The 11,321-nt window shown below is 68.2% G+C and carries 11 protein-coding genes; 2 read left to right on the top strand and 9 right to left on the bottom strand.

Annotation, left to right across the window (positions count from 1 at the left end):
• Positions 1 to 66: 66 nt before the first annotated feature.
• The 7 genes from QOC76_RS03015 to hutU form a co-directional block, all read right to left on the bottom strand.
• Positions 67 to 984, bottom strand: a complete 918-nt coding sequence (locus QOC76_RS03015) for a mycobacterial-type methylenetetrahydrofolate reductase (protein ID WP_526354027.1) — start codon at positions 982 to 984, stop codon at positions 67 to 69.
• Between the two features lie 75 nt (positions 985 to 1,059).
• Positions 1,060 to 1,683 (bottom strand): TIGR03085 family metal-binding protein, encoded by a 624-nt coding sequence (locus QOC76_RS03010; protein WP_526354025.1) that lies wholly within the window; start codon positions 1,681 to 1,683, stop codon positions 1,060 to 1,062.
• A 34-nt stretch (positions 1,684 to 1,717) separates the two neighbouring features.
• Complete coding sequence (hutH, locus tag QOC76_RS03005; protein WP_526354023.1) at positions 1,718 to 3,262, bottom strand: histidine ammonia-lyase; 1,545 nt, start codon at positions 3,260 to 3,262, stop codon at positions 1,718 to 1,720.
• Entirely contained in the window at positions 3,255 to 4,448 is a 1,194-nt protein-coding gene (hutI, locus tag QOC76_RS03000) for an imidazolonepropionase (protein ID WP_526354021.1), read from the bottom strand. Before hutI ends, hutH begins: the two co-directional genes overlap by 8 nt.
• Positions 4,445 to 5,791: a formimidoylglutamate deiminase gene (locus tag QOC76_RS02995; protein ID WP_526354019.1), complete on the bottom strand. Its 1,347-nt coding sequence runs from the start codon at positions 5,789 to 5,791 to the stop codon at positions 4,445 to 4,447. Before QOC76_RS02995 ends, hutI begins: the two co-directional genes overlap by 4 nt.
• Entirely contained in the window at positions 5,788 to 7,014 is a 1,227-nt protein-coding gene (locus QOC76_RS02990) for an allantoate amidohydrolase (RefSeq protein WP_526354017.1), read from the bottom strand. The genes QOC76_RS02995 and QOC76_RS02990 overlap by 4 nt, the downstream gene beginning before the upstream one ends.
• Positions 7,011 to 8,702 (bottom strand): urocanate hydratase, encoded by a 1,692-nt coding sequence (gene hutU / locus QOC76_RS02985; protein ID WP_526354014.1) that lies wholly within the window; start codon positions 8,700 to 8,702, stop codon positions 7,011 to 7,013. Before hutU ends, QOC76_RS02990 begins: the two co-directional genes overlap by 4 nt.
• Positions 8,703 to 8,791: 89 nt before the next feature.
• On the opposite strand from hutU, the gene QOC76_RS02980 reads away from it, so the two are divergent.
• On the top strand, positions 8,792 to 9,589 hold the full coding sequence (locus QOC76_RS02980) for an IclR family transcriptional regulator (RefSeq protein ID WP_526354012.1): 798 nt from the start codon (positions 8,792 to 8,794) through the stop codon (positions 9,587 to 9,589).
• On the opposite strand, the gene QOC76_RS02975 is transcribed toward QOC76_RS02980, so the two are convergent.
• Positions 9,577 to 10,077 carry a hypothetical protein gene (locus tag QOC76_RS02975; RefSeq protein ID WP_526354010.1) on the bottom strand — a complete coding sequence of 167 codons (501 nt, stop codon included), beginning with the start codon at positions 10,075 to 10,077 and terminating at the stop codon, positions 9,577 to 9,579. The two genes, QOC76_RS02980 and QOC76_RS02975, sit on opposite strands and share 13 nt — an antisense overlap.
• 33 nt (positions 10,078 to 10,110) lie before the next feature.
• Positions 10,111 to 10,674, bottom strand: coding sequence for a TetR family transcriptional regulator (locus tag QOC76_RS02970; RefSeq protein ID WP_526354008.1), 564 nt, complete (start codon positions 10,672 to 10,674; stop codon positions 10,111 to 10,113).
• An 85-nt stretch (positions 10,675 to 10,759) separates the two neighbouring features.
• Between QOC76_RS02970 and QOC76_RS02965 the strand changes: the two genes are divergently transcribed.
• Positions 10,760 to 11,321 (top strand): NAD-dependent epimerase/dehydratase family protein (locus QOC76_RS02965; RefSeq protein WP_526354006.1); only part of this gene is annotated, 562 nt, incomplete at its 3' end.

Below are 11,321 nucleotides of genomic sequence, written 5' to 3'. Positions count from 1 at the left end.
GTGTGTTGTTGGCCTACACCGGGATCCGCGCGCTCTAGCGGTCTGAGGTCATTCCCCGGTCGTCCCCTACGCTCCGCGCGTGGGCCCAGCGCTCCTACCCTCCGGAGACCAGTAGGCGAGCATTTCCGCGAAGGTCTCGAAGGCCGCGCCGGAGACGCCGTACGTCGCCTCGAAGTGGATGCTCAGCGGGAAGCCGAGATCGGCGACACCGTCGATCACCCGCTTGTAGAGATCGACCATCATCTGGCGCTTGTCGGCGGGATCGCGGCTCGCCAGTGACCGGACGAACTCCTGCTCGTCGGCGACCGCAGCGTTGCCGGGATCCTGGATGAGCCAGTCGATCAGGCCGACCCTGGTTTCGACCTTTGGTACGAAGCCGAATGAGAGCAGGATTTCAGGCCGATGGTCGGTGTTCTTGGCGAAATCGGTGAGGAAACCGACGATCGCGTCGGAGTACAGCAGCTGCGTCATGCCGAAGTTGGCGCCTTGGTTGCACTTGAAGTCGAATCGACTGTGCTCGCCTTCGCGGGTCGGGATGAGGATCACGCCGCGGTTGTCGACCACCCGGTCATAGATCGACAGCGCATCCGTTGGGGCGACACCGGATCCTTCGCCGTCGTTCAGGGTGCGGGGGACGCCGACGAACACGATGCCCTCGAACCCGGCGCCTCCGAGGGTGGTCAGTCGCTCGCCAAGGGCGGCCTCGTCCATGAAGGCGGTCACCTGGGTACACAGCCCGCGCAGCCCGGGCAGCTCCGGCTGGATGAGCGACCAGTAGTCGAGGACGTCGAGCTTCGGTTTCATTTCGACGGGCCGGTCGTCGTCCTCGGCGATCATCCCGGGAATCATCACGTGCTTGATGCGGGCGGCCAGCCCTGAGTCCGCGGAGATTCGTGCCACCTTGCGCGCCTCTTCCACCGCATACTCCGGCCCGCGCTCCACATTCGGGGGCACCAGCTCGAGAGCAATAGTGTTGAGGGTCACAGCGTTACTCCTGATCAAGACGACCGACCCACGATACAGAGCGCAGCTGTGTAGTTCGAAATCGCCGATCGCCGTCTACAGTCGGCGGCGGGCCGTCCGGACCTGCTCAACGGTGTCGTCGGCGCCGGTGAACTCGATCTGTGCGGCGTCACGGCCGGACAGGAAGAGCAGCAATTCGGGCGCCGCCCCGATGACCGCGCAGTGCGGGCCTTTGCCGACGGACGCCAGTGTCGCGCCGTCGGAGTCCTGCAGCGTCACCGTCGCCGGGACGCGGCTGAGTGACATCCGGGTCGCCAGCCGAACCTGTCGGCGCAGCGCGGTCGCGAGGTCGTCGTCCAGCTCACGTGGCTGCCAGCCGGGCGCTGCGCGGCGGACGTCTTCGTGGTGGATGAACATCTCCGTGGTGTTGACCAGAGGATCGAGCAGTTTCAGCGGCGAGTACAGCGGCGGCCCTGACGCGATCATGTCCAGCAGGGCAGCCCATTGGTTGCCGTCGGCGAGCTGCTGCTGCTTGCGGGCGGTGTAGCCGGCCAGCTTGGGGATGAGGATGCCCGCGGCGGCGTCGGGACGACGTTCGCGCAGGACGAGATGGGCAGCGAGGTCGCGGGTGGTCCAGTCACCGCACAACGTCGGCGCGTCGGGTCCGGCGGCGCGCATCGTGTCGACGAGGGCGGCGCGTTCACGGGAGGCTGCTGTCATGGTCGCTGTATACCCGCTGCCCTCGTCTGCCGACTCATAACAGCGGACCGACGGCGCTCTGCGCGGCTCGAACCAAGGCACCGGTTCGGGCGAGCTCGGCGACGGCGCTGATCTCGGGTGCCAGATAGCGATCCTCACCCGGTCCCTGAACATGGTCCCTGACCGCGGCAATGACCGCCGCGGTGCCCGGCGCAGGCGTCAACGGCAGGCGCATCTCGATGCCGCGGGCCGCGTTGAGCACCTCGATCGCCAACACCTGTGTCAGGCCGTCGACGCCCCGGCGCAGCTTGCGGGCCGCTGCCCAGCCCATCGACACGTGGTCTTCCTGCATCGCCGACGACGGGATGGAGTCGACACTCGCGGGCGCGGCCAGTCGTTTGAGCTCGGACACGATCGCGGCCTGGGTGTACTGGGTGATCATGTGGCCGCTGTCCACGCCGGGATCGTCGGCGAGGAACGGGTTGAGGCCGTGGTTGCGGGCGACGTCAAGGAACCGGTCGGTCCGGCGTTCGCTGATGCTGGCCAGATCGGCCACCACGATCGACAGGAAGTCCAGCACGTAGGCCACCGGGGCACCGTGGAAGTTGCCGTTCGACTCGACGCGCCCGTCGAGCGTGATGACGGGATTGTCGATGACGCTTGCCAATTCACGCTCGGCCACCACGCGCGCATGCTCGGCCGTATCACGCGCGGCACCGGCGACCTGCGGTGAGCATCGCAGCGAGTAAGCGTCCTGTACCCGCGTGCAGTCGTCGCCGCGATGACTGGCAACGATCGCCGAACCCGCCAGCATCCGGGTGATGTTCGCCGCGGAAAGGGCCTGCCCGGGGTGTGGTCGCAGCCGTTGCAGATCGTCGGCGAAGACCCGGTCGGTGCCGAGTTGGCCCTCGACGCTCATCGCCGCCGCGATATCGGCGAGCCGGAACAGGCTGTCAAGGTCGGTGAGCGCGAGCACCAGTTGACCGAGCATTCCGTCGGTGCCGTTGATCAGTGCGAGGCCTTCCTTTTCGGCGAAGGTCACCGGCACGAGCGCGTGCTCGGCCATCGCTTCGCCGGACGCCTTCAGCGCGCCGTCAGGTGTGCGCACGTGGCCTTCACCCATGACGGCCAGGGCGACGTGCGCGAGTGGCGCGAGGTCGCCGGAACAGCCGAGGCTGCCGTACTCGTACACGACCGGCGTCAGTCCGGCCGACAGGAGATCGGCATAGGCCTGCGCCGTATCCGTGCGAACGCCGGTCCGCCCCGTTGTCAGGGTCGACAAGCGCAACAGCATCATCGCGCGGATCACCTCACGCTCCACCTCCGGCCCGGCGCCCGCTGCGTGTGACCGAATGAGGCTGCGCTGCAACTGTGTTCGCATCTCGTGCGGTATGTGGCGGGTGGCCAGCGCGCCGAAGCCGGTCGACACCCCGTAGACGGGCGTCGGCTGTTCGGCGAGCGCCTCGATGTGGCCGCGGCTGGCCGCGACGGCGTCGAGGGCCTCGGGGGCGATACTCACCCGGGCACCCCCGCGCGCTACGGCGACCACCTCGTCGAAGGTGACCGGGCCGACGCCGACAACCACTTTGGACTCATTCATGACTGTTCGCGCTGCTTTCATCCGTTGGGGCGCCGCACATGACGACGCTGTCGATGATCGGCACTCCGGGCCGATATGCCAGGTGTATGTAGGAGGGTGCGTTCAGCGTGACGAAGTCCGCGCGCGTTCCCGGTGCGAGGACCCCGATGTCGTCGCGCCGCAGGGCGGCCGCACCACCCGCCGTGGCGGCCCACAAGGCCTCCGCCGGTGTCAGGTGCATATCGCGCACGGCGAGCGCGATGCAGAACGGCATGCTCGACGTGTAGGACGTTCCCGGATTGCAGTCTGTCGCAAGGGCGATCGTCGCGCCTGCGGCCACGAACCGACGACCGTCCGGCCACGGTGCGCGGGTGGAGAACTCGGCTCCCGGCAGCAGGGTCGCGACCGTGGTGCTCGCGGCCAGCGCTTCGATGTCGCTGTCGTCGGCGTAGGTGCAGTGATCGACCGACGCCGCGCCCATCTCGACGGCGAGCTTGATGCCCTCCCCGGGACCCAGCTGGCCCGCGTGCAGGCGTAGGCCCAGCCCGGCATCGTCGCCTGCCTGCAGGATCGTCTTCGCCTCGTCCACATCGAACGCGCCGCGATCGCAGAACACGTCGATCCACCGCGCATGGGGCGCGCAGGCGGACAGCATCTCGCCCGCCACCAGGCTGACGTAGTCGTCACGACGGCCCGCGTACTCGGCGGGAACGACGTGCGCGCCGAGGAATGTGGTTTCGGTGGTCGCGCGGCCCGCGATCTGCAGCGAGCGCAGTTCATCGGCGACCGTCAGGCCGTACCCGCTCTTGGTCTCAAATGTGGTGGCACCATTTCGCAGGAGTTCGCCGGACAGGCGGGCGAGATTGTCCGACAGCTCGCCATCGCCTGCGGCGCGGGTCGCCGACACAGTGGTCGCGATGCCTCCGCCGTCGTAGGGTTTGCCGCTCATCCGTGCGGCGAACTCGGCGGATCTGTCACCGGCAAACACCAGATGCGCATGGCTGTCGACGAATCCCGGAGTGACACTGCGGTTTCGGCAGTCAACTCTGTTGTCGGCGGCCGGCGCCCGGTTTTTCGGTCCGATCCATTCGATGCGGTCACCGACGACGACCATCGCGGCATCGTGGTGGATGCCGAGGGCAGATCCGTCGCCTTGGGGCGGGTCGTTGGTGACCAGCTCGCCGATGTTGTCGTAGAGAACGGTCATCGGATTCGCTCCATCGACTGCGCGAGAGCATCACCGATATCGGGGTACGCGACGTGGCGCCTTTCCGTCACGACCGTTCGGCCGTCGACGATCACGTCGGTGACGTCGGCGGCCGACGCCGCGAAGATCACGTTCTCCGCCGTCGGGCCGCCGCCCGCGGTACGCATGGACCGGGTGTCGACGGCGACGAGGTCGGCCCGCGCGCCGACCCGAAGCACACCGGCGTCCGTCCAGCCCAGAACGTGTTGCCCCGCGGCCGTGGCGGCGTCGAGCAGTGTTGCCGCGGAGGTGATTCCGCGTTCGCGTCGGGCAAGGCGCTCGTCGAGTTCGACGGCGCGAGCCTCCTCGAAAAGGTCGATCATCGCGTGGCTGTCGGAGCCGAGGCTGAACAGTCCCCGCCCGGCCAGCAGCGCGGCCGCAGGCCCGATTCCATCGCCGAGATCACGTTCGGTGGTCGGGCAGAAGCACACACCCGTCGCGGTCCGGTCCATCTCCGCGATGTCCTGCTCGGTCAGGTGAGTGGCGTGCACCGCCGTCGTGCGGGGCCCGAGGACTCCGTTGTCGCGCAACAGTTCGGTAGGGGTGCGGTTGTGGATGGCCATGCATTCGTCGACCTCGGCCGTCTGCTCAGAGGAGTGCACATGCAAGGGCGCGTCGTTGGCGACCGCCCAGCCGACGACCGCGGCCATCTCCGACGGTGGCACCGCTCGCACGGAATGCATTGCCGCGCCGATGATCACCTGCGGCGCGGGCTTCGATCCGACGTCGTTTCTCAACTCCTGCACCCGCTCGGCCCAGCCCTCCCCTGTGCCGTCACCGAACCGTTGTTGAGGCCCCTCGGCCAGCGGCGCGCCGTCGAGTCCGGAACGCAGATAGCAGGTGTCGAGCAGCGTCAGGCGCACACCGGCGTCCGCCGCCGCTGCGATCAGCGCCTTGCCCATCTCATTCGGATCCGCGTAGCGCCTGCCCCCGATGTCGTGGTGCAGATAGTGGAACTCGCCCACGGAAGTGATTCCCGCCAAAGCCATCTCGGCGTAGACGGCCGCCGCCAAGGTGCGGTAGGTGTCCGGGGTCAACTGTCCCGCGGACTGGTACATCAGCTTTCGCCACGTCCAGAAGCTGCCGCGGTCACGCTGCGTGCGCGACCGCAGTGCCCGGTGGAAGGCGTGCGAATGCGCGTTGGCCATGCCGGGAATGACCAGGCCGCGCAGCTGTCGCGACGCCGCCGGCCGCGCGCCGACCTCGACCGCGGTGATGCGTCCCGCGCTCACGCCGACTGCGACGGACTGTGCCACCTCGCCGTCCAGCCATGCGTTCTCGCACCAGAAGGTCTCCTCGGTCACCGCGACACCCAATCGGCCATCACATCCGCCAGCGCTTCCGCGCCGGTGCGGCAGTCGGCGATCTCGGCATACTCGTCGGGGGAATGGGACACCCCAGTGGGGTTACGCACGAACATCATCGCCGCAGGCACCTTGGCCGACAGGATTCCGGCGTCGTGGCCCGCCGCAGTCGGAAGCACCGGAACCTCGCCGTATCGCGACAGCGCCGTCTGTAGTCGCCTCCGGGGGGCATCGGGGAACGCGACGACGGGCGTGATCGACTCTGCCTCGAACTCCACGGTGACGTGGCCGTCCTCGGCGTGCTGCGCCGCCGCGTCCCGGATCGCGTCGACGACGGTGGCCAAGGTTGCCTCGTCTGCCGCGCGGGCGTCCAGCCACGCCTCGACGCGGGAGGCAATGGCGTTGGCTCCGTTCGGGCTGACCCGGACCTTCCCGAAGGTCGCGACGCAATTGTGGCGTCCGGCTTCGGTACGCGCGGAGTGCACCGCCGAGGCGAACGGCAGCATCGGATCGCGGCGGTCGACCAGTCGGGTGGTCCCCGCGTGGTTGGCCTCACCGCCGAAAGTGAGGTGCCATCGGCCGTGTGGCCAGATCGAGGAGGCGACGGCCACCGGACTGCCCAGGTCCTCCAGCGCCCGGCCCTGCTCGACGTGAAGCTCCACGTACACACCGACGCGATCGGCGAGTGTGTCGTCGGCGCCGAGGTGTTCCGGTCTGCGGCCTGCGCCGCGGAGCGCATCGGCCAGCGTGTTGCCGTCGTTGTCACGCAGCCGCAGCGCCCGGTCGGCGGTCAGCGCCCCGGTGCTCAGCTGCGAGCCGACGCAGGCCACGCCGAACCGGGCGCCCTCCTCATCGGCGAACGCGACAACGGCGATCGGGACAGCGGGTTGGACACCTCGTGCCCGGACCAGGTCGACGGCGTGAAACGCCGACACCACGCCGAGCGGTCCGTCGAACGCACCGCCGTCGGGCACCGAGTCGAGATGTGATCCTGTGACGAACGCGCCCTTCGGATCTCCGCTCCAACCACTGGGCATCCACCACGCCCATGTGTTGCCGTTGCGGTCCTCCTCGACCGTCATGCCGCGGCGCTGCGCCTCGCCGGTGAACCATTCGCGCAGCGCGAGATCGGCGGTGTTCCAGGCGAATCTGCGATAGCCACCGGTGGCCGGTTCGCGACCGACGTCGATGATGGACTCCCACAGGGAATCGAAACTTGTCATGTGTTCTCTTGCATGGGGATTCGAACACCACGCTCGGCGGCTACCGCGATGGCGTGCTCGTATCCCGCGTCCGCGTGGCGGATGACGCCCATGCCCGGGTCGTTGATGAGGACCCGGGCGATCTTCTCCGCTGCGAGCTCCGTCCCGTCGGCCACACATACCTGACCGGCGTGGATCGAGCGCCCCATGCCGACGCCGCCGCCGTGGTGGATCGACACCCACGATGCGCCGGACGCCGTGTTCACCAACGCATTCAGCAGCGGCCAGTCCGCTATGGCGTCGGAGCCGTCGGCCATCGCCTCGGTCTCCCGGTACGGCGAGGCGACCGAGCCCGAGTCCAGGTGGTCGCGTCCGATGACGATCGGCGCCGACAGTTCGCCGGAGGCCACCATCTCGTTGAATTTCAGTCCCGCCCTGTGTCGTTCGCCGTAGCCGAGCCAACAGATGCGGGCAGGCAGGCCCTGGTATGCGACTCGTTCTTCGGCCATGGTGATCCAGCGTCTCAGATGCGCGTTGTCACCGAACAGTTCCAAGATCGCGCGGTCGGTCGCCTCGATGTCCTTCGGGTCACCGGACAACGCCACCCACCGGAACGGGCCGAGCCCCTCCTCGAACTGGGGGCGAATGTAGGCGGGGACGAACCCGGGGAAGTCGAACGCCCTGTCATAGCCGGCCTTGCGTGCCTCGTCGCGAATCGAGTTGCCATAGTCGAACACCTCCGCGCCCTTGTCCATGAACCCGACCATCGCCTTCACGTGCCGGGCCATCGAGGCGCGCGCCTGCTCGGTGAAGAACACCGGGTCTTTGTCGGCCAGCTTCTTCATGTCCTCGAAGGGCACTCCGGTCGGCAAATAGGACAACGGATCGTGCGCCGACGTCTGGTCGGTCACGATGTCGATCGGTGCGTCGCGGTCGAGCAACTCACCGAAGACGTCGGCGGCGTTGCCGACGAGGCCGATCGACAACGGCTGCCTGGCGTTTCGCGCCTCGATCGCCAGCGCGAGAGCCTCGTCGGCGCTGCCCGCCTTGAGGTCGAGGTAGCGATGGGCGATGCGCCGATCGATGCGGCTCTCGTCGCAGTCCACACAGATCGCGACGCCGTCGTTCATGGTCACCGCGAGCGGCTGGGCGCCACCCATTCCGCCGACGCCCGCAGTGAGAGTTATCGTGCCAGCGAGTGTTCCGCCACTGTGCTGATAGCGGCCGGAGGCCGCCAGCTTCTTGGCGACGGCGCCGAAGGTCTCGTAGGTGCCCTGCAGGATTCCCTGCGTGCCGATATAGATCCAGGAGCCCGCGGTCATCTGGCCGTACATCATCAGGCCCGCGGCCTCCAGCTCACGAAACTTCTCCCAGTTCGCCCAGTCGCCAACGAGATTGGAGTTCGCGATCAGAACGCGCGGTGACCAGACGTGCGTGCGGAAAACACCCACCGGCTTGCCGGACTGAACCAGCAGAGTCTCGTCGTCCTCGAGATCCCGCAGCGTCGCGACGATCGCGTCGAACGCCGGCCAGTTGCGGGCTGCGCGACCGGTGCCGCCATAGACCACCAGGTCTTCGGGATGCTCGGCAACCTCGGGGTCCAGGTTGTTCATCAACATGCGCAGCGCGGCTTCCTGTTGCCATCCTTTGCAGGAGATGGTCGTGCCACGAGGGGCGCGGACGGTGCGCGACCCGGTTACTGAAGTCATGCGATCAGCACACCCCATCACCGGTCGTCGCATCCAGACCTGTTCGCCGAGTAATGTCTCGTATCCGAGACGTAACCAGGAGGCGGGCTATGTCGAGCACCTCACCGGCGGTGGGACGGGCGCTCGACGTCCTGCTCTACCTGGCCGGACGACCCGGCCCAGTCTCCGGCGCGGCGATCATCCGCGATCTCGACATCCCGCGCTCGTCGGCGTATCACCTGCTCGACGTGCTCACCGAACGTGGCTTCGTCGTGCGCCTGGCGGATCAGCGCACCTACGGACTCGGGGTGTCGGCGTTCGAGGTCGGTTCGGCCTATCTGCGACACGGGCCGCTGGAGATGTGGGCCCGCCCTGTGCTCAAGCAACTCGTCGCCCAGGTGCACGAGACCTGTCACCTCGGCATCTTGCACGGCTCGGAGACGCTGTACCTGCTTCGCGAGCATCCGACGGCGGCGCACATGGCCGTCACGCTCACCGGAATCGGCGTCCGCATGCCCGCGCACCTGACTGCCAGTGGCCGCGCGATCCTGGCGCATCTGCCCGCCGCCCAGGTGCGCGGCTTGTTCCCGTCGACCCGCGCCTTCGTCAACCGCACGGGAGAGGGGCCGACCTCACTGCCGGAGCTCCGGCGACTGTTACAGGCCGAGCGGCGTCGGGGCTATGCCGAGGAGGTCGGGCTCATCACTCCCGGGCTGCAATCGGTGGCGGCGTGCGCGTTCGACCACACCGGCCACCCGTGCGCGGCGTTCAGCGTGACCCGACGCCAGGCTGGGTCCCATGTGCCCGCGGCGGAGTTGGTGCGCGCCGCCCGATCCGCAGCTGCGCAGCTGACGTCGGCGCTGTCGGGTCGGCCACCGGCCGGCTGGTTTGCGGCTCAGCCGGCGTGACCCTTCTCTGCGGGCAGCGGCGGCGGCAACGGCGCCGTCGACGTCGGCGTGGCCGGTGCGGCGGCGGCCGCCTGACTGCCGTGAAAATCCACCATCGGTTCCTCGCGGATCACCGTGTTGCCCGCGCTGACGACGAGTGACTTCATCGTCACCAGGTAGCTGATCGGGCCGTTGTCGGCGATGAAGGCGCCGTCAGGTGGAGCCTCGGCCGGGACGATCAGCTTCGCGCCGTCGCTCAACCGCACACCGCGATATTCGTAGTCACCGCTCGGCGTCCTGCAGATCGCGATGCGCGAAGCGTCCGTGCTGCCGAAGACGACGGCCGAGTTCGGCGCTTCACAGCGTGCGGTCGAATTCGCATAGCCCCGCTCATCGGCGGCCGGCGCCGCGGCGGCCGACGGCAGCGCAATGACGAGCAAGGCCGACAGCGCGGCCGTCACCGAAGCCATTCGGATCACACCGTCCACCACACCATCGCGTCGGCGCATCGAGAAGTGTCGAGGCCGGGCACGTCGGAATCGTTAGCCCCTCGAGACCGCTCTGAGTTCCTCGATGGACTCGCCGATGTACTGCGGCAGCTGATCTCGCCGCCCCTCGTTGATCCACCGGTCGAAGGCGACCTTGAAAACGGCGACGCCCGCCTCGGCGGTCAGTCGCGCCGCCGAGTCGGTGACACCGCGGCGACGCAGCGCATCGGCGATGGCCGAGGCGATCGATGAAAGCTTGATCAGCTCGCGCTCCTGCAGGCGGGGGTTGGCGGCGATGACGGCCTGGCGCCGCCTGGCGTGCTTGTGGCGGTCCTCGAACACCGGACCCGCAGCGGCCAACGCGGCGCCGACGGCATCTAGCGGCGACATCGACTCGGGAGCCTCGACGATGGTGTCGACGAACAGTTGCAGCAGGGCGTCCTGGCCGCCGAACAGCACTTCGCGCTTGTCGGCGAAGTGCCGGAAGAAGGTCCGCTCGGTGAGGCCCGCCCGCTCGGCGATCTCGGCGACCGTCGTCTCGTCGAACCCGCGTTCGGTGTAGAGGTCGAGCGCCGCCTCCTCCAGGCGACCACGCGAGTTGGGCTCCCACCGGCTCATGTTCGGATGGTACGGGAATGACAGCGACTGTCATCAGCGTTACCGTGATGACAGCAGCTGACATCAGTGGGAGGAGACGAACGACATGCGCATATTCGTGACAGGCGCGACTGGGTTCATCGGTTCGGCGGTCGTGGCCGAACTCATCAGCGCCGGACACCAAGTGGTGGGCCTCGCCAGATCCGACTCGTCGGCGCAGGCCGCGGCTGACGCGGGCGCCGACGTGCAGCGCGGCAGCCTCGACGATCTGGACCGCCTGCGGCAAGCGGCCGAAACATCGGACGGTGTCATACATCTCGCGTTCAACCATGACTTCAACAACTTCGCCAACGGCGCCGAACTGGACCGGCGCGCGATCGAAACGCTCGGAGGGGCGCTCGCGGGCTCCGACCGGCCGCTCGTCGTCGCGGGCGGAATCCTCTGGCTCTCGCCGGGGAAGACCCTCACCGAGGACCAGCCCGCCCCGCCCGACCTACCGCGATTCTCTGAGAAGGCCGTGCTGGAATTCACCGACCGCGGGGTGCGTGCCGCCGTGGTGCGCCTGCCACCGAGCGTGCACGGCGAGGGCGATCACGGCTTCGTGCCCCGACTGATCGAGGTCGCCCGCGAGAAGGGCCGATCGGCGTACGTCGGCGACGGATCCAACC

Source organism: Mycobacterium sp. (genome assembly GCF_032159565.1).
GTDB lineage: Bacteria > Actinomycetota > Actinomycetes > Mycobacteriales > Mycobacteriaceae > Mycobacterium.
Note: the sequence above shows the minus strand (reverse complement) of the source record. Positions and strands in the feature narration are given on the sequence as shown.

Excerpts from the sequence above, each read along its gene's own strand:
- QOC76_RS03010 (WP_526354025.1), bottom strand. The coding sequence starts at position 1,683 with ATGACAGCAGCCTCCCGTGAACGCGCCGCCCTCGTCGACACGATGCGC.
- hutH (WP_526354023.1), bottom strand. The coding sequence starts at position 3,262 with ATGAATGAGTCCAAAGTGGTTGTCGGCGTCGGCCCGGTCACCTTCGAC.
- hutI (WP_526354021.1), bottom strand. The coding sequence starts at position 4,448 with ATGACCGTTCTCTACGACAACATCGGCGAGCTGGTCACCAACGACCCG.
- QOC76_RS02990 (WP_526354017.1), bottom strand. The coding sequence starts at position 7,014 with ATGACAAGTTTCGATTCCCTGTGGGAGTCCATCATCGACGTCGGTCGC.
- hutU (WP_526354014.1), bottom strand. The coding sequence starts at position 8,702 with ATGACTTCAGTAACCGGGTCGCGCACCGTCCGCGCCCCTCGTGGCACG.
- QOC76_RS02980 (WP_526354012.1), top strand. The coding sequence starts at position 8,792 with ATGTCGAGCACCTCACCGGCGGTGGGACGGGCGCTCGACGTCCTGCTC.
- QOC76_RS02975 (WP_526354010.1), bottom strand. The coding sequence starts at position 10,077 with ATGCGCCGACGCGATGGTGTGGTGGACGGTGTGATCCGAATGGCTTCG.
- QOC76_RS02970 (WP_526354008.1), bottom strand. The coding sequence starts at position 10,674 with ATGAGCCGGTGGGAGCCCAACTCGCGTGGTCGCCTGGAGGAGGCGGCG.